This window comes from Hwanghaeella sp. 1Z406 (assembly GCF_048892425.1).
In the GTDB taxonomy this organism is placed as follows: domain Bacteria; phylum Pseudomonadota; class Alphaproteobacteria; order UBA8366; family Aestuariispiraceae; genus Pacificispira.
In genome coordinates this window covers 898,042-916,843 of record NZ_JBLZHU010000001.1, presented here as the reverse complement: position 1 = coordinate 916,843, position 18,802 = coordinate 898,042, and the positions used below count along the sequence as shown (strand labels likewise).

At 53.9% G+C, this 18,802-nt stretch carries 16 protein-coding genes; 14 read left to right on the top strand and 2 right to left on the bottom strand.

All coding sequences use genetic code 11. The annotated features are described in order from the left end of the window. Window positions 1–148 precede the first annotated feature (148 nt). Both ACOSDR_RS04300 and ACOSDR_RS04295 read left to right on the top strand, forming a co-directional pair. Window positions 149–2,428: a penicillin acylase family protein gene (locus ACOSDR_RS04300; RefSeq protein ID WP_420730470.1), complete on the top strand. Its 2,280-nt coding sequence runs from the start codon at window positions 149–151 to the stop codon at window positions 2,426–2,428. A gap of 36 nt (window positions 2,429–2,464) precedes the next feature. Further along, window positions 2,465–3,850, top strand: a complete 1,386-nt coding sequence (locus ACOSDR_RS04295; protein WP_420730469.1) for an L-serine ammonia-lyase — start codon at window positions 2,465–2,467, stop codon at window positions 3,848–3,850. 4 nt (window positions 3,851–3,854) lie between these two features. On the opposite strand, the gene ACOSDR_RS04290 is transcribed toward ACOSDR_RS04295, so the two are convergent. Beyond that, complete coding sequence (locus ACOSDR_RS04290; protein ID WP_420724120.1) at window positions 3,855–4,358, bottom strand: flavin reductase family protein; 504 nt, start codon at window positions 4,356–4,358, stop codon at window positions 3,855–3,857. 77 nt (window positions 4,359–4,435) lie between these two features. Between ACOSDR_RS04290 and ACOSDR_RS04285 the strand changes: the two genes are divergently transcribed. The 12 genes from ACOSDR_RS04285 (at window position 4,436) to ACOSDR_RS04230 (ending at window position 18,026) form a co-directional block, all read left to right on the top strand. Beyond that, entirely contained in the window at window positions 4,436–5,245 is an 810-nt protein-coding gene (locus tag ACOSDR_RS04285; RefSeq protein WP_420730467.1) for a hypothetical protein, read from the top strand. 103 nt (window positions 5,246–5,348) lie between these two features. Continuing rightward, window positions 5,349–6,215, top strand: coding sequence for a flagellar motor stator protein MotA (motA, locus tag ACOSDR_RS04280; protein ID WP_420724122.1), 867 nt, complete (start codon window positions 5,349–5,351; stop codon window positions 6,213–6,215). A 95-nt stretch (window positions 6,216–6,310) separates the two neighbouring features. Continuing rightward, on the top strand, window positions 6,311–7,336 hold the full coding sequence (locus ACOSDR_RS04275) for a flagellar motor protein MotB (protein ID WP_420730466.1): 1,026 nt from the start codon (window positions 6,311–6,313) through the stop codon (window positions 7,334–7,336). A gap of 10 nt (window positions 7,337–7,346) precedes the next feature. Next, window positions 7,347–8,219: a flagellar motor protein MotB gene (locus tag ACOSDR_RS04270; RefSeq protein ID WP_420724124.1), complete on the top strand. Its 873-nt coding sequence runs from the start codon at window positions 7,347–7,349 to the stop codon at window positions 8,217–8,219. 86 nt (window positions 8,220–8,305) lie between these two features. Then, window positions 8,306–8,800 (top strand): RDD family protein, encoded by a 495-nt coding sequence (locus tag ACOSDR_RS04265; RefSeq protein WP_420724125.1) that lies wholly within the window; start codon window positions 8,306–8,308, stop codon window positions 8,798–8,800. A 142-nt stretch (window positions 8,801–8,942) separates the two neighbouring features. Next, entirely contained in the window at window positions 8,943–10,397 is a 1,455-nt protein-coding gene (locus ACOSDR_RS04260; protein WP_420724126.1) for a circularly permuted type 2 ATP-grasp protein, read from the top strand. Window positions 10,398–10,415: 18 nt separating this feature from the next. Beyond that, a complete protein-coding gene (locus ACOSDR_RS04255; protein ID WP_420724127.1) occupies window positions 10,416–11,393 on the top strand; it encodes an alpha-E domain-containing protein in 978 nt (325 codons plus the stop codon). A 76-nt stretch (window positions 11,394–11,469) separates the two neighbouring features. Continuing rightward, window positions 11,470–12,240, top strand: coding sequence for an arginyltransferase (locus ACOSDR_RS04250; protein WP_420724128.1), 771 nt, complete (start codon window positions 11,470–11,472; stop codon window positions 12,238–12,240). Between the two features lie 197 nt (window positions 12,241–12,437). Then, window positions 12,438–13,538, top strand: coding sequence for a TRAP transporter substrate-binding protein (locus ACOSDR_RS04245; RefSeq protein WP_420724129.1), 1,101 nt, complete (start codon window positions 12,438–12,440; stop codon window positions 13,536–13,538). Between the two features lie 154 nt (window positions 13,539–13,692). After that, window positions 13,693–14,715, top strand: coding sequence for a TRAP transporter small permease subunit (locus ACOSDR_RS04240; protein ID WP_420724130.1), 1,023 nt, complete (start codon window positions 13,693–13,695; stop codon window positions 14,713–14,715). A 102-nt stretch (window positions 14,716–14,817) separates the two neighbouring features. Then, a complete protein-coding gene (locus ACOSDR_RS04235) occupies window positions 14,818–17,445 on the top strand; it encodes a TRAP transporter large permease subunit (protein ID WP_420730465.1) in 2,628 nt (875 codons plus the stop codon). A 188-nt stretch (window positions 17,446–17,633) separates the two neighbouring features. Then, window positions 17,634–18,026, top strand: a complete 393-nt coding sequence (locus ACOSDR_RS04230) for a hypothetical protein (RefSeq protein ID WP_420724132.1) — start codon at window positions 17,634–17,636, stop codon at window positions 18,024–18,026. A 101-nt stretch (window positions 18,027–18,127) separates the two neighbouring features. Here ACOSDR_RS04230 and ACOSDR_RS04225 read toward each other — a convergent pair whose 3' ends face one another. Then, window positions 18,128–18,742 carry a biotin transporter BioY gene (locus ACOSDR_RS04225; RefSeq protein ID WP_420730464.1) on the bottom strand — a complete coding sequence of 205 codons (615 nt, stop codon included), beginning with the start codon at window positions 18,740–18,742 and terminating at the stop codon, window positions 18,128–18,130. Window positions 18,743–18,802: the final 60 nt, after the last annotated feature.

Below are 18,802 nucleotides of genomic sequence, written 5' to 3'. Positions count from 1 at the left end.
TCCTTTTCCAGAGCATTCCCACGCAAACTGAATCCTCCATGACGACGCAGCCGCCAGATGACCATGCCGAAACCGAAGGCTGCATTCAATCGCTCAATAGGCTAAAACAATACAACAGGATGAAAATCATCACGCTATGGGGCAGTCGATGCGTTTGGTAAAATGGTTCATTATTTTTCTGACAGGCGGCCTTTTAGTCACCGGTGCGATCCTTGCTGCCATTCTGTGGGTGGCTGGATTGCGCAGCGTGCCGAGTGACAATGACAGCGCCCGGTTGCCTGACCTGTCCGCCCCGGTGGATATCCTGTTCGACACAAGGGGCATTCCAACAATTCGCGCCAAGACCATGCGGGATGCCTATCGCTCACTTGGATATCTGCATGCCCGGGACCGGCTATGGCAAATGGAGTCGATGCGCAGGATTGGCGCAGGCCGAATGGCTGAAATTGTGGGAAGCCCAATGCTCCCCTATGACACTTTGATGCGCCAATTGGGGCTGTACCGCCAGGCAGAGGCGCAACTGGTCCTGATGGACGAGGAGGAGCGCCAGGACCTGCAGGCCTATGCCGATGGGGTGAATGCCTACCTGACGCAGCACAGGCACCCCTTTCCCATCGAGTTTCAACTGACCCAGTTTCAACCGGAACCCTGGACAGTTGCCGACAGTCTGGTATGGGGACGCCTGATGTCCCTGCAATTATCCGGCGATGCATTCAAAGAAGCCCAGACCGCAGCCCTTATCGGCCTGCTGGGCAGGGAGAAAGCACAGCAACTGATGCCCCGCCATAGAAATTCCCTGGCAACCATGAATGACGAAAACAGGGATGGGTGGATTTCCCAATACGACGCCTCAAATGCCTGGGTTCTGAGCGGCGCTAGAACCGAAAGCGGCAAGCCCATTCTGGCCAACGACCCGCATTTGGGTCTTCAGATTCCGGGCCAATGGTACCTGGCCCGCGTTGAAACCCCGGATCTTACCCTGGTCGGTGCAACTGCCGCAGGCGTCCCGATCCATATTCTTGGGCATAATGGAAAAATCGCCTGGGGCATGACAACAACCCATGCCGATACGCAAGACACCATAACCCTGGACCAGCGCAGCCTCAGTTCCGCTATCACCCGCACGGAAACCATTCACGTCCGCTTCGGTGACCCAGTTCATATCATTGTTCGGGAAACAGATTTCGGGCCAGTCATCACCAGACTGGGGGAAACGCCTAAAGCCATGATCTGGACCGGATTTTCCGATCGGCAACGTGCGGCGACAGCACTCTATCAACTGAACCGGGCCAAAAATTGGCAGGATTTTCTGGACGCGCTTTCACAATTCGACGATCCGGCACAGAATATATTTTACGCAGATATCGACGGCCATATTGGAATGAAGGTGGTTGGCAGCCTGCCAATCCGCGCACCGGGTCAGGACGGAACGGTCCCTCTTTCGCTGTTTGATGATCCCTGGCATGGCGTTGTCCCCCCATCCGAATTGCCTGGCTTGTATGACCCCGATAACGGCCTGATTTTCAACGCAAACAATCGCATCATCACAGAGTCTTATCCCTATCTGATTGCCGACCGGTTTCCGGCTGAGTATCGCGCCCTGCGCCTGCAAGAACGTCTGGCTGAAACCCCGACAAATCACCGATTGGAAGACAGTATGTCTATCCAGACCGATAGTGTCTCCATTGCGGCGCAACGGCTGGTTCCTTTGTTTCTGAAAGCGGAACCAAATACCGAACAGGCAGCAGAAGCCCTGCAACTGCTGCGGGACTGGGATTTTTCGATGGATCGCAAGCGGGCAGCGCCTGCCATATACATGTCCATGCTGAATGAAGTTGTTCGTGTCCTGGCGGAGGATGATCTGGGTTCGGACGCCTTCATGGATTTTTGGCGGGCGGATGCGGATTTCACGGAACTGGCCCTCGGTCAGGTGCCACACTGGTGTGACGATATTCGAACAACCCCGGTCGAAAGCTGTAAATGGGCGTTATCGACTGCATTGGATCGTGCTGTTTTTAAGCTTTCTCAAGATCAGGGCAGCGCCGTTGCGGACTGGCATTGGGGTGATATGCATACCGCCCCTATGAAACATCAATTGCTGTCGCTGGTTCCGGGTCTCGCCTTATTGGGGAACCGCCCGATTGAAACATCCGGTGGGGACCACACGCTGAACCGGGGTCAAAGTCGCGGCGGAGATGGCGACACCCCCTTTTCCCATGTTCACGGGGCAGGATTTCGCGCGATCTATGATCTCAGCAATCTGGACAACAGCTTGTTTGCTCTGGCCGGGGGGCAATCGGGCAATCCATTCTCCGATCATTATGCAGATTTGTTGAAAGATTGGCGCGACGGTCGTTATTTCAGGATTCCCGGGCGCGCGGAAGATATCCCGCAAGAGGGCGGAGCCCTACTAAGGTTATCCCCTTAACACATTTGTATTTTATCATAAGGAGCCGACCCCACCATGTTTCTGAGCGTCTTCGACCTCTTCAAAATCGGGATCGGTCCATCTAGTTCACATACTGTCGGCCCCATGGTTGCCGCCGGCCGGTTTGTCGAGCGATTGCGCCAGCAAGGAAGTCTGGATCGTGTGATCAGTGTCCGGTGCAGCCTGCATGGATCCCTGGCCTGGACCGGAAAAGGCCATGCCTCGGACCGGGCCGTGCTATTGGGCCTGGCAGGCGCGCAACCTGACACCATCGACCCGGAAACCGTCCTGACACTGGTCCATAAAATCGATGCGGAAGAGCAATTGTCCCTTGGCGGCACGCATCCCATACAGTTTAAGCGAGACGACCATCTGGTATTTGATTTCGGTCCTCCCCTGCCCGGACATGCCAATGGCATGATTTTTGTCGCCTTCGATGCCCAGGGCGATATGCTGATCGAAGAAACTTATTATTCCATCGGGGGCGGATTTGTTTCTACTGCAGACGAATTGGCCAACCGCGCGGGCGCGGGCTCCCTGCCACAGGATGATGTTCCCTTCCCCTTTAACTCAGCCAAGGAAATGCTGGAAATGGGGGGGAAAAGCGGTCTGACCATTGCTGAGATGAAGCGACAGAATGAATGCGCCGTGCGCCCCGAAGCAGAGGTCATTGGCGGGCTGGACAATCTGTGGCGCGTCATGCGGGCCTGTATCAATCGCGGATTGGGTCAGGATGGGCGCCTTCCCGGCGGGCTGGACGTAAAGCGACGGGCCAAGGCGATCCTGCAGGAACTGGAAAAAAACCGGCAATCAAACCGGCGCTACTATCACGACATTATGGACTGGATCAGCCTGTATGCCATTGCGGTGAATGAAGAAAACGCCGCGGGGGGAACCGTTGTGACGGCCCCGACCAATGGTGCCGCAGGCATTATTCCAGCCACGATGCGATATTATGAGGCTTTCATTCCAGATGCGAACCAGGAAGGCATTCGCACCTTCCTGCTGGCAGCCTCTGCGGTCGGGGGCATTATAAAGCACAATGCGTCGATTTCCGGTGCGGAAGTCGGATGTCAGGGAGAGGTTGGATCAGCCTCCGCTATGGCCGCTGCAGGCTTGGCTGCCGCCCTGGGTGCCACGAATATGCAGATTGAAAATGCCGCTGAAATCGCCCTGGAACATCATCTGGGCATGACCTGTGACCCAATTGGCGGGCTGGTTCAGATCCCCTGTATCGAACGCAATGCGATGGGCGCGGTTAAGGCGGTGAATGCCTGTTCCCTGGCGATGAAGGGCGATGGAACGCATTTCGTGCCCCTGGATGCCGCCATCAAAACCATGAAAAAGACCGGTGAAGACATGCGTTCCGAATATAAGGAAACCAGCCAGGGCGGGCTGGCCGTCAATGTCGTTGAATGTTGATCTGTCAGACCTTTAATCCGGCATAGCACCCGGCATAATATAGCAGGGGCCGGGCGGTCTTATCTTCAGTCACCACAATGCGCCGCACCCGTCCGATCAAAATCGTGTGATCGCCGCCGGGAACCGTATTGTCGCGATCACAAATGATTGTGCACAGACAACCTTTCAGCAGCGGGGGCTCCCCCGCCTCCCCGGTCAGCAAGGGAACATCTTTGAACCGATCCTCATCCTTAACAAAGGAGAACCGATCCGATATGGTCTGTTGTTCCGCTGACAGGACATTGATCGCAAACCGGTCGGCGGCAGTAATCGCCGCATAGGAATTTGCCCCCAGATCAATCGAAAACAGCACCAGCGGCGGGTCCAACGACACTGAGGAGAACGAATTGACGGTCAGCCCCCAGCGCTTCCCAGACTCCTCCTGGACTGTGACCACCGTCACGCCGGTGGCGAACCGCCCACAGGCGAAACGAAAGGCGGCGGAAGTTATGTTTTCGGTCCCGGTCATGGCTTTGTAATTTCCTAGAATTAATTCGTCTGCGCGGGCATAACATGGCGCGCTATTGAGGGAAAGCGAGAGCCGTAATGGATTTTAAAGGGCGTCGCCCACTGATCATTGCATTTCTGTCTGAATTCGTCGCGGCAGCAGTGACTGTTGGCGCCGTTCAAATCTATTTTTCATTGTTTGGCAGTGACATGCCGCTGGTTATTAAACTCGTGATCGCGGGGACAGTTGCCGGCGGTGTTGCCTATAGCCTGCGGGCGACCTTGATATGGTGTGTTTTTCTTGCCCTGCTGCCCATCCTTCTTGTGGGGGCGTTAAATCTGCAACTTCCATTTTGGGTGCCATTGCTGGTTCTGGCTGCCCTGTTCCTTGCGATGCGCAACAGCTTTAGGGAACGGGTGCCACTGTATCTTAGCAATCAGAAGACTCTGGACCTGCTCTGTGGGTTGATTCCCAAGGATACCCCCGTCTCCATGATCGATCTCGGTTGCGGATTTGCCGCAGTCCCGGTGGCGCTGGCACGGCGCAACACCCATCCAGACAGTCAATTTATCGGGGTTGAAAATGCGCCCCTACCCTATCTTGTTGCCAAGATTCGGGCCTGGCGAACAGGCGATACCCGCATTCAAATTCAATGGCAAAGCCTATGGGCTGTTGATCTGGACCGCTATGATCTTGTCTATGCCTTTCTCAGCCCTCACCCTATGCCACGCCTGTTTGAAAAGGCCCAAAAGGAAATGCGATCTGGCGCACAATTTATCAGCAATTCCTTTTCGGTACCCAATCATCTACCAGACCAAACCATCCCGATTGGTGTTGGTCGCGCAACGGAGTTGCTGATTTGGACAATGACCGTGCAAGAACATATTCCAAGTGATAGACATGCCTAGGCGATTCCGACTAGGATTGGACGAGTTTAGAGGCGCACAATAACTTTTGGATCAATCGCTTCTAGCGGCTGGCATCAATCAGACAGAAGGTCGATCTTCTTCTATGTTCGTTCTTATTGGAATTATCTTAGTCATTGTTGCAGTTCTTGGGTCGTACATGGCGATGGGTGGAAAGCTCGGCGTCCTTAATCAGCCATTTGAATTCACGCTAATTTTTGGGTCCGGTGCAGCCGCTTTCTTGATCGCTAACCCCATACGCGTTGTCAAAAGCGCGGTCGGACGTCTGGGCGGGATTTTCAAAGGGCCGAAATACAAGAAAGCCGATTACCTGGAATTGCTGACAATGCAGTATCAGGTCTTTAAGCTGATCAAACAGAAGGGCGCTCTGGCGGTGGAGCAACATGTGGAGAACCCCCATGATTCCACGCTGTTTCAGCCCTTCACGAAATTCCATAAAGATCATCACGCTACGGAATTCTTCTGCGATTATCTGCGACTGATGACTCTAGGAACCGACAACCCGCATGAGGTTGAAGCCCTGATGGATGCCGATCTTGAAGCGCATCACGTTCACGACCACCAGGTCGCCCATGCACTGACAGCTCTGGCAGAAGGTTTTCCTGCCTTGGGGATTGTGGCCGCCGTGTTGGGGGTCATTAAGACCATGGGCTCGATCAATGAGCCGCCGGAAATCCTGGGTAAACTGATCGGTGGCGCCTTGGTCGGGACATTCCTGGGGATTTTGCTGTGTTATGGCTTCTTCGCCCCCTTTGCTTCGAATGCGAAGGCGATTATGGAAGAGGAAGCGACCTATTTTAACTGCATGAAGGCCGGGATTCTGGCGCATCTGGCCGGTTATGCACCGTCGGTTTCCACTGAATTTGCGCGAAAGAGTTTGGCGCCGCATAACCGACCGACCTTTGCTGAGGTCGAAACAGCGGTTGAGTCTCTGCCGCCTGTTTCCGGATAAGTCTGGGCGCGGTTGAGGACCATTCACCACTCCGTGTGACGGAACCGAGAATAGCCGTGAATGCGACGCGAACGGGTAAGGGATTTTAAGACGGCATGGCAGACGGGCTGCAGGGAGAAGCGGTTAAACCGCTGATTCTGAAAAAGAAGATAAAAATTGCAGCGGGAGCCCATGGCGGTGCCTGGAAGGTAGCCTATGCCGATTTCGTGACTGCGATGATGGCTTTTTTCCTTTTGCTGTGGCTTTTGAATGCAACGACAGAAGAACAAATGACCGGCCTGTCAGATTACTTCGCCCCTCCCAATGCCGGCGCGGAAGATCAGGGGATCGGGGAAGCGTTGGCCGGCATGGTCGCCTCTGCGGAAGGCGCGATGCGATCTGCGTCTTCGCCGCCCAGCACCACGATTGTCATTCCCAGCTATGGGTCTGAGGCAGCCGGTCAGGAGACCGGCGAGCAACGCGAAGCAATACAGGAAACAGAAATAAACAAGGGCAAAGCCAGTGAGGTTCAGCAGGAACAGGAAATGCTGGATGACGCGCTGAACAAGCTGAAACAATCGATCCAGGAAGACCCGCTTGTGCGGGATCTGCAGGACAGCATTCTGTTTGATGTCACAGAAGACGGCTTGCTGATTCAATTGCTGGATTATCAGAAGCGGGAGATGTTCGAACCAGGCACGGATATCCTGACCCGTCGCGCCATTCGATTGCTGGCCCTGATCAGTGGCATTACGGTCGAACTGCCAAATGATGTCGCCATTACCGGCCATACCGATTCCGGAGCACAGCCAAATGCGACCCCGGACTATACCAACTGGGAGCTATCCGGTGACCGCGCCGCTGCCAGTCGTCGGTGGATGCAGGAAAATGGCTTCCCGGCAGGCCGATTGGTTCGGGTTGAAGGTAAAGCCGATACCGAATTACTGGACCCGCGCAATCCAGAGGATGAGCGCAACCGGCGCATTTCCATTCTCCTGTTACGCGATCACCCCCCGGAAACGCCCAGCCCGGCGGTCCCTGGCGCAACTCCCCGCGATGGGAATATCCCGGACACCATGGCTGGTCCCGCCCCAGCCCTAGACAACAGCGGGGCCGCACCGCCCCCCCTGCCGAAATTCTAGGGGCGGCACCATGGCGGACCTTGAGCAACAGATCATTGTCAAGAAAGTGAAGGTGAACCAGGAAGGGGCCCATGGGGGCGCCTGGAAAGTCGCCTATGCAGATTTTGTGACCGCCATGATGGCGTTCTTTCTGTTGCTGTGGCTGTTGAATGCGTCAGAGCAGGAAGTTCTGGACGGGCTTTCAAACTATTTCACGCCAACCACCCTCACCTCTTCCTCTCCCTCAGGATCGGGCAATGTGTTTGGCGGTTCAACGCCCAATGATCCCGGCCCGTCCGACAGTAAAATTGCGCAGGCCGCCAATGCGACAGGGGGAACATCCCAGGGTGACCTGAATGCACAGGATCAAGGCAGCGGCGCTAAGGATGAAGACAGCACCGGTACTGTTGGAGAAGTAAATTCGGAAGAAGAGGAGAACCGGTTCAACGTCGCGCGCCGGAATTTGGAAACCCAAATCAATGAGTTGCCCCCCGAACTGAAGGCGCTGAAAGATACGATCAAAATAGATGTGACCGATGAAGGTCTACGCATTCAGTTGATTGATAATAACAATGAAGCGATTTTTAAACGCGGTACGGACGAATTGACGGATCATGCAAAGCTGGCACTGCAGCTTCTGGCTGATATCGCCATCAATCTTCCAAATCCGGTTTCAGTTACGGGTCACACTGGCGCTACCGAAGGCGTCGAGAATGTCTGGGAATTGTCCGTTAATCGGGCCAATGCAATTCGCCGTGGTCTAACCCGCAATGGATTACCCGGCCAAAGATTTGAAGCCGTGGTGGGGGTGGCCAACACAGAACCCCTAATTCCGGACAATCTGGACTCCCCCCAGAACAGGCGCATGACCATTGTCCTGTTGCGTCAGGCCCCGTTACGATAAAACCCGGTTTGATAGACCCCGGCTTGCAATCTGATCCAAAATTCCCATTTGAAATCAAAGCAAATGCGGAAGGAAATTGATTTTAAATGAACCAGTCGAATGAAAAGCCAATTGATGCAGGATTCACCCTGCGCCCACAGGATGATGCCCGCTTTGATGACCCGGTTTACTGGGAAGGAAGCGTCTTAAAGCGCCTGTTTGGATACATTGTCGATGTGATGGTGTTGGCCGGTCTTTCAATGGGGATATGGATCATTACCGCCTTGACGCTGGGTTTGTTGGCCCCGCTTGCCGCCGCGGCAACCACAATCCTGCCCTTCGTTTATCACACAATGTTGATTTCCATGCGCGGACAGACCATCGGTCAAAAGCTGGCGGGTATAAGGGTTGTCGACGCGCCAACAGGAAGCAATCCCAGCCTGATTCAGGCCTTTTTGCTGACCGTCCTGTTCTATATCAGCCTGTCACTGGCCTTTATTCCGCTGCTGTATATCCTGTTCGATCCTAGGGATCGTTTCCTGCACGATATCCTCAGTAACACCCGGGCCTTGAACGCTGAAACGCTAAACAAGGCAGTTTGAATTCCCAATTCATTGGTTTGCTGTTGTATTCCTTAGATTACCTCGCATACTACCTGTAACAAGAATGATATGAACAGGTTAGGTGCGGGGTCTCACTAGGGGCGCTTCCACGGTAAAAAACCGGGTTGCGAGACAAAGGTAAATGGGAGACATCATCGAAGGCTCGATGGGATTATCAGGCTACGATTCACAGGGGTTCTTTTGCGAAATCGTCAGCGCAGCAAATAAGGGTATGATCCCACAATCCGTTGTGGAGCGGCTGCAGGGTCTGGATGCGGTCGAATTAATGGCGCGGTCTGACGCCGCATCGCGTGAACTGTATAATCTGGGCATAACCTTCACGGTCTATAGCGACCGGATGATGATTGATCGCATCCTTCCCTTCGATGTGCTGCCCCGTGTCATTGGGGCCGATGAATGGGTCGATGTCGAACGCGGGGTGACACAACGTGTTGAAACCCTGAACAAATTCATCTGGGACATCTATCACGATCAGAAATGCATCAAGGACGGTATAATTCCGGCCGAACTGGTCCTGGGAAATAAGAATTACCGACCCCAAATGGAAGGTGTGTCGGTGCCCGGTGGAACCTATGTTCATGTTTGCGGCATTGATCTGGTCCGGGATGGCGATGGCGTTTTCCGTGTTCTGGAAGACAATGCGCGCACCCCCTCTGGCGTGTCCTATGTCGTTGAAAACCGCCACATGATGCAGCGTGCCTTTCCGGATCTGGTGGATGCCTTCGGGATTCGATCCGTTGATGATTATGGCCCGCGTTTGCTGAAGGCGATGCTGGATGTCGCCCCAGAACATGTCGGGGACCCCCAAGTCTGTCTGCTGTCCCCCGGCGCGTATAATTCTGCTTATTTCGAACATATCTTTCTGGCGCGCGAAATGGGCATCCCCCTGGTGGAAGGGCGCGATCTGGTGGTCGAAAATGATCGCGTCTATATGCGCACGACGGAAGGGAATGAAGAAGTCCATTGCCTGTATCGCCGCATTGACGATGATTTCCTGGACCCGCGGGCCTTCCGGGAAGACAGCCTTTTGGGTGTACCGGGCATTTTTGATGCCTATCGAAAAGGGAACGTCACCCTGGCCAATGCGATTGGAACCGGCGTTGCCGATGACAAGGCCGTCTATGCCTATATGCCGCGCCTGATTGAATATTACCTGGGGGAAGAAGCCATCCTGCCTAATGTTCCGACCCATATCTGCCGCGAACCGGACGGTTTGAAATATACCCTGGATCACCTGGAAGAACTGGTGGTCAAGCCGGTCGGGGAATCGGGGGGATATGGCATCTTGATTGGTCCCCGCGCCAGCAAGGCGGAACTGGCGGAATTTCGCGCCAAACTGCGCGATGATCCGGCCAATTTTATCAGCCAGCCAATGATCGATCTATCGGTCTGTCCCACCCTGCTGGAGGGCAGGATCGTGCCACGCCATGTCGATTTGCGGCCCTTCTGTGTGACCGGTAAATCCAGTTGGGTCCTGCCAGGTGGCCTGACACGGGTCGCCCTGCGGGAAGGGTCTTTGGTTGTGAATTCCAGTCAGGGGGGTGGATCCAAAGATACCTGGGTCCTGATGGATTGATATGAGGAAAGTCGCAAAATGACACAGCTCACTCTATTGGCACGCTTCGCCGAAGAAATTTCCTGGATGGCCCGATACATGGAACGCGCGGACAATCTGGCGCGCCTGCTGGAAGTGAATGAAGTCTTTGCCAGGGACCGTCGTGGCGAACACAATTGGGACGCCATTATCGACCTGAATGCGGATCGGGAGCTGTTTGAAAAACAGCATGGCGCGACAAGCCCGTCCAAAACCGCCTATTTCTACATGCTGGACAGGGACAACCCGAACTCGATTATCTCTTCTGTCCGTTCGGCCCGCGAAAATGCCAGGTCGTTGCGTCCGCTGATCTCAACCGAGATGTGGACCCATCTGAATGTCTTTTTCAACGAATTGCAGGCGATTAGCGCGACGCCCGATAACATTCCCAATATCGCCCGTTTTTGTGAACGTGTCCGCACCGCCTGCCAGGCCCATACCGGCATAACCGAAGGGACATTTTATCGGGATCAGGGCTGGTATTTTTATCAATTGGGGAAGTATCTGGAACGGGCCGACCAGACGACGCGATTGGTGGATGTCAAATATCACACACTCTTGCCCAGACCCGATGATGTCGGGTCGATCCTGGATCTCAGCCAATGGAATGCATTGTTGCGATCAGCGGCGGGCTATCACGCCTATCGACGGGTGCATCCACGGGGCATTGACCCGATCGGCGTTGCGGAGTTTCTGGTTCTGAATAACCGTTTTCCCCGTTCCGTCCGATACTGTATCGGCGAAGTGTCAAACCTGTTGTCCCAATTGATCTACACATTCCAACTTAACCGGGGTGATCGCGTCGCCGAGGCTGTGGATGTCATTCACAAGCGACTGGAAGACACCGACATGCAATCCATTATTGATTTTGGCATGCACGAGTTTCTGGATGCGATTCAATTGGATTTGATTGCCGTGGCGAAGGCGATGGATGTAGCATATTTTGGTCAGCTTGAAGAGGATGATGTCGCCGCATAGGCCGCTACATTGATCGCATAACTAACAGCGTGGCTGCATCCCCCTGCTGTATGGCCTGTATAAGGATTTGGATGATATGAGCCATCAACGCCCCTTGGGGCCCATTGTTTTTCATCGCTCTGGCCCGATGTCCTGCCCTTACCTGGATGGTCTGGTGGAACAACAGCTTTTCATGGAGCTGGGCGGCCCGAATGCACAGGAAACTTTTGAACATTTAAGTCTGTATGGGTTTCGCCGGTCGCATCACATTGTATATCGTCCCACCTGCAATGCCTGCCAATCGTGCATTCCTGTTCGAATCCGCGTCGCTGATTTTCAGACCAAACGCCGGTATCGCAAAATCTGGAACAGAAATGCCGACCTGACGGAGGAAGATGTCGGTCAAAAAGCCACTGAAGAACAATATAAGTTGTTCAGTCGCTACGTTAAATCCCGCCATGGCGATGGCGATATGGCAGGCATGTCGATTCGCGATTATTCAAATTTGGTGGTCGCAAGCCCTGTTGACACAGGATTATTGGAATGGCGGACGCCATCAGGATATTTGATGGCGACCTGTATAACCGACCGGTTGGGGGATGGTTATTCTGCCGTATACAGTTTTTTCGATCCCACAGAAGAGCGTCGCAGCCTTGGCGTATTTATGATTCTAAGCTTGATCGAACTTGCGATTAAAGCCGATAAACCATTCGTATATTTGGGTTTTTGGGTTCCTGGCAGCCCAAAAATGGATTACAAGGCATCCTTTGAACCCATCGAAGGATTCTATCGTGGCGCCTGGAGTGAAATTCGTGACAAAGAATCCTGGGGACCTGTGACAACCAGTCCCTGTGGCAAAACACTTTGAACCTATTGCAGGGTAATAAATTTACGGTATAAACAAGGTAAGCGATTTTGTTAACAAGATCGAATAACAAAGCCGATCACATAACGGGCAATTCTTGGATTGTACCGAGGTGGGAGGTCTAAACTTCGTGGTTGTCAGAATTTGGCGCGAGGCCGAAGAAAGCAACCCCGAGAGGGAAGCCAAGAAAAGGGAGAATTATGAAACGTCGCGATTTTCTTAAAGCTGGAACTGTTGCCGCAGGCGCGGCTGCCGTAACTGCAGCATCAAACTTTGCTAAGCCTGCCATTGCGCAGCAACGCATTGAAATGAACATCGTCTCCACCTGGCCACGGGATTTCCCGGGTCTGGGTACCGGGGCACAGCGTTTTGCACAGCGCGTTCAGGACATCACTGATGGCCGCATCCAGGTGCAATACTTTGCCGCTGGCGAGCGCGTCGGCGCGTTCGACGCCTTCGATGAAGTAGCCTCTGGGAATGCACAGGCCTATCACGGCGCAGATTACTACTGGAAGGGCAAGCATCCGGCATGGGCGTATTTCACGACCGTTCCGTTTGGTCTGACCTATACCGAAATCAACGCCTGGATCCGCTTCATGGGCGGCCAGCAACTGTGGGATGAGCTGGGCGCAGAATTCGGCCTTAAAGGCCTGATGTGCGGGAACACCGGCGGTCAGATGGGCGGTTGGTTCAACAAAGAAATCAACAGCGCCGATGACCTGCGTGGCCTGAAAATGCGTATGCCAGGCCTTGGCGGTGACGTGATCGCCAAATTGGGGGCCTCTCCGGTTTCCCTGCCTGGTGGTCAGATTTATGAAAACCTGGTTTCTGGTGCCATCGACGCGACCGAATGGGTTGGTCCGTGGAACGACTACGCCATGAAACTGTATGAAGCAGCCAAATACTACTATTACCCTGGTTTCCATGAGCCGGGCTCGATGTTGGCTGTTGGCATGAACAAGTCCTGGTGGGAAGGCCTGTCGCCAATGGATCAGATGCTGATCGAATCCGCCGCGACCGTTGAAAATGACGTGATGATGTCAGAATTCAACGCCAACAACGGTACCTATCTGACCAAGCTGGTTAAAGAGCAAGGCGTTGTCGTGAAGAAATTCAACGATGATGTGTATGACGCGTATGGTAAGGCATCTGCTGAACTGTTCGAAGAAGTGAAAGCACACAGCGATCTGGCTGCACGCGTTCATGAAAGCTTCTTTAACACCCGTGCCGAGCTGGGTTCATGGGGTAACCTGCAGGACGTTGAATACGTTGTGCAGCGCAACCGCGTTTTGGGTCTGTAAGACCTTTGAGAATGATTTGGATTGCAGGCGGGGCTTTTGTCCCGCCTGCAGGCCAAAACAAAAAGTGCTCTGGCAATTCAAGACTGGAGACATGGACGAGATGAAAAAATCCGCCGTCCAATAATGAACGAACAGGTACATTTGGGGAGTTGCTATGAGCGCAGTTTCAGACGGCGTGACACCTGAATATTCAGATGTCGGCTCGAACGGGGTGTTGCCGAAGATTGCCCGCATTGTCGGTTGGATACTGTCGTTTACAACCCTGGTTTATATCATCAACAATTATCTGAATGTCTGGTGGGGTTGGCCAGGGGCCGCCGCAATTTTGGGTGATAATGCTGATAGTCACTTATTATCGGGCATTCAGAATGTTTTCTATCTTCTTGGTTTTGCTGCCGTTATTTTGTTTGTCTTCAGAACGCCTGATCGCTCTCTGCGCAAGGATTCCGAATCCCTTCGCGGGATTGTGAACTATATTATCCGGGCTGCATTCTGGGCCGTGATTTTTATTGGCGTGGTGGATGCCATCATTTCCTTCCTGCGGGTGGAAGACATTCTGCCCGCCCTGGTGGGGGATCAAATGACCTCCGATCTGGGACGGTCCCATTTTCGAGGTCCCTATGTTCATTTTCCTTTGATCATTTTGTCCCTGATCGTCGCCGCACGCACCAAAACACTTGGATTCCAATGGCTGGCGCTGTTGGTCGTTGTCGCCGAAATGTCGATTGTGGTGACACGCTTCGTGTTCTCCTATGAACAGGCATTTCAAGGCGATTTGGTCCGGTTCTGGTATGGTGCCCTGTTCCTGTTTGCCAGCGCTTACACGCTGTTCGAAGACGGTCATGTGCGCGTTGATGTTTTGTATGCCGGCTTTTCCACGCGCACCAAGGGCATCATCAATACATTTGGATGCATCGTCCTGGGTACCTCTTTGTGCTGGGTCATATTGATATTTGGCATGTGGGACCAATCCAGCATCATCAATACATCCATATTCAATTACGAAGTCTCACAGTCAGGCTTTGGCATGTATGTGAAATTCTGGATGGCCGGTTTTCTGGCAGTGTTTGCCGTATCAATGACCGTTCAGTTTTGCAGCTATATGATGGAAAGCGTTGCGGATATTCTGGGGGAACCCGGCCATCGTGAGCCGCCGCCCACAGGGGGCCCGGCTTAAACATCCAGCATTTTCTGTCGCTGTTTCAGCGGCTTGTAAAGACATCAACTTTGGACACTGTACGCTATGGAAATCTTCTTTTTAGTTATGTTGCTCGTGCTGATGGCTGGCACACTCGCTTCCGGATTTCCCGTTGCCTTCTCCCTTCCTGGGTCTGCGATCATTACCGTCTGTGTCGCAGCCGCGGCCGGGTATTTCATTGAAGGCAATCCTGACGCTTATTTTGCCCAAGGCGGCGCGTCCAATTGGTTGAGCGCCGGGGTCACAAACTTTCGGGGCGTTTACTGGGATGTTGATCGAGATACATTAATAGCCATCCCGCTCTTCGTCTTTATGGGCATTATGCTTCAGCGATCCAAAATCGCGGAAGACCTGCTGATCACCATGGCGCAGTTATTTGGTCCGGTTCGCGGTGGCTTAGGGATTTCCGTGGTGTTTGTGGGCGCACTGTTGGCTGCGACAACGGGGATTCTGGGCGCGACCGTGGTGGCGATGGGCATGATCTCCCTGCCCGCCATGATGCGGAACAACTATCAGAACTGGTTATCGACCGGCACAATTGCCGCATCGGGTACGCTGGGTCAGATAATTCCGCCGTCTATCGTTCTGATCATTCTGGCCGACCAGTTGTCGAACGCTGTGGATCAGGCGGGCGCATTGCGTGCTGCCGCATACAAAACCGCAACCGGCGAATTTTCCATGCCCAGCGAATTCGGTGTGACTTCCACCAGTGCCGGGGACATGTTCATGGGGGCGATGGTGCCAGGCCTGGTTCTGGTCGCGGTTTACATGCTGTTCATTCTGGTTGTCGCCTTCATCAAACGCGATGTCGCCCCGCCGGTCCCTTTCACGGGAAAGTATGATCGAAAGTTTGCGGGTAATGTCATATTGGCACTTTTCCCTCCCTTGGCGCTGATCTTCGTCGTGCTGGGATCGATCATCACCGGTATCGCAACCGTTAACCAGGCCGGTGCTGTCGGCGCCGTGGGGGCCATGGTGATGGCAGGCTATCGTCTGTATGAAGGGCATCGCCGCGCCTTCTGGCCGGCCGCAATAACCTGCGCCGCCGTCCTGGTCATTATGATCCTGACGTCACTGTACACGATTAACGTCAAAGCCATCGAAACGGTCGAGGATGAGATCGTTATCGGATTTGCCGTTCTTGCGGTCATCGTTTTCCTGGCAGGGGTTCTGTGGAGCGGTGCCCGCACCATGCGCATTGACAACACCTTGCAAGGCGTCTTGATGGAGACGGCAAAGACGACATCCTTGGTCTTCATCATTCTGCTGGGTGCGGCAATGCTGACCGCAGCCTTCCGCGGTTTTGGCGGTGAAGAACTGGTGCGCGAATTCCTGACCGGCCTGCCGGGTGGGTTCTGGACGCAGTTCATCATCGTCATGGCAGTGATCTTCTTCCTGGGGTTCTTCCTGGACTTTATCGAAATTGCCGTGGTCGTGGTGCCGATTGTGACACCGATCCTGTTGGCTGACCCATCGGCGAACGTTTCTGCGGTCTGGTTGGGCGTGATGATTGGTCTGAATATGCAGACCTCCTTCTTAACGCCGCCCTTTGGATTTGCCTTGTTCTATCTGCGCGGAGTTGCCCCGCCAGCGGTCAAGACAATACAGATGTATAAGGGTGTCGTTCCCTTCATCTCTCTGCAATTGCTGGCGCTGGTAATCGTCGGCATGAATCCGGCCCTGGTGAATTATTTGCCAACCCGCGTGTCTTTGCTGTCAGAAACAGCCCCACCGCCTGCCAATCCACGTTTGCAGAACTGCATTCAGGAATATGTCTGGGGCGAATTCCAAACACGCGGCGATGATATCAAAGCCGCGATTGCCCAGGCTCAGCAGTGGGATCTGGCGACCCTGCCGCCAGCCTTGCAAAAAGACGTTGCAGAAAGCGTCACACTGGCAATGGGGTCCTTTGATGCGCTGAAAACAGCACGGGACGCGACAGATGCAAAAAATGAAGCTGCTGTCGTCTATAAGCCCCTCTTGGAGCAAGTTCGCATCATCCAGAAAGATATCGCCGATCACAAGGCAGAGCTGGATGAAGACAAACAAACCCTGGGCCGGCTGAAGCGCAATGGCGATGATCCAGAGCGAGAAGAACGCCTTGCCGCCCGAATCGAGATCCTGGAAGCTGAGATGAAGGAATTGACGGCAAGCATTCCAAGCGATTGGGCGGAAACTCGGAAGGTCTTCTCTAAATACCTGTCGGAAGAAAAGCGGGCCTATGGTGTGTATCGCCGCACGGTGGATGGGGCCTATGAGCCGATCAAAGTATTGTTGAGCACCCTCAAAGGATCAGATGATCTGGCGGCCGCCCGCCAGGATGTTGCCGATCTGGAAGACGTGATCCGGAATGCCTCTAAGGAGGAACTGGAAGCCCGCTTTAAAGAGGTCGAAAGCGAGGTCGGGGCTGTTGCCGGCGCCGGGGATATTCGCAATGCCCTGTCAGATGCGCGGCGCGCTATTGCCTCCAGCAACACTCCGGACAAGGAGGCCGCTTTAAGCTCCCTGTCTAAGGCCCTGACACTGATGGACTCCGAAATTGCCTGGCGTACAAAGGCATCCGCGGCGCTACAGTCCGACGTTGAATCTTATGAACGTAGCATTCACGACACGATTGGCGTTCGGGAACTGGACCGCCTGCCCCGCCATATCGCGCTGTATGTCACCGGATGCAGTGCGGGTCATACGGATATCTCGCTGTATTTCTAAGATTGGCCAGGCAGCGCCAACAAAGTACAGGGGCTGTGGCGGAAACGTCACGGCCCCGTTTTCTTTTATGAAGGAAGATCAAACAAGTGGATCCATATTTCGGTTGATCCTGTTGAGATCCGCAGCCCGCCCGGCTTATCGTACGGACAATCCAGTTCATCATTTCTAAGCCGAAGGAGGTCGCAACAATGAAGTGCTTGCGCATCTATGCCACCCAAGATGGGGAATCGCATTTCGGAGAGGTCGAAATACCAACAGAAAAGGCATCGGTCCACCCCGACGCCACGCCGTTCGACATATCTGCCAGTTATCCTGCATCCCGCATTCGCTTCACCCGGATCCCGGCGGGCATGCGCCAGGTCGATTGGCACACCGTGCCAGATCGAGAACTGACAGTGAGACTAAATGGTACGGTAGAGTACGAAACAAGCGATGGTGAGGTCCGGAAGGTTTCTGCGGGGGAATTCGTTCTGGTTGAAGACACCCATGGCAAAGGCCATCTATCCCGCCATTCCCAAAACGCTCAAATGGTTCTCTGGATATCTTTGCCGAATGGTTTGGATGATCCGCAATCGGCATAACGCGGACACAATGATCCTAAACACGGCACAATCCGCCAAAGAAAAAGGCCGCACACTGTCCGTGCACGGCCCTTAACAAAACAGTCGATAGAATCAGTGCGTTATCCGCGCATCTTCCCCAGGATTTTCCAGCCAAGCGGCAGAACCGCAGCGGCCAGGGCAGATTTAACGATACCGCCCAGAATAAAGGGGGCTACACCAGCAGAGAATGCAATCGGAACCGCAGCAGCGAAGTCCAGACCTTTTGCAACGGCAATAACCTGGGTCAGCCACAGAAAACCGAATCCAAAAATTAGGACCGTACCAAGGATATTCGCAGCGAAGGAGCTGGGAATGTTGCGCCAACCGCGTTCAGCCAGCCATCCGACAATAAGTGCCGAAAGCACAAAGCCGAAAAGATAGCCGCCCGTCGGGCCAGCCATATAGGCCAAGCCACCGCCCCCTGCGAAAACCGGAAGCCCCAAGGCACCTTCGGCCAAATAAGCGATGATGGTCGCTGCGCCCAGGCGCCAACCATAAGCCATCGCAATCAAGAGAACCGCAAAAGTCTGCATGGTCATTGGGACGGGAAGCATCGGCACGTTGATTTTGGCAGAAATGGCTAAAATCGCTGTTCCAGCCAAGACCAGAACCACATTGCGCATCCAACGGGCGGCACCTTCGGCCTGCCATACTGTCTGTGCCAATGTAGGCTGCGTTGCAATCGCATTAGACATTTTCAATTTCCTTCCAACATTTAAAAACAGTTCCAATACTGTCGGCAATTTGGATAGCAG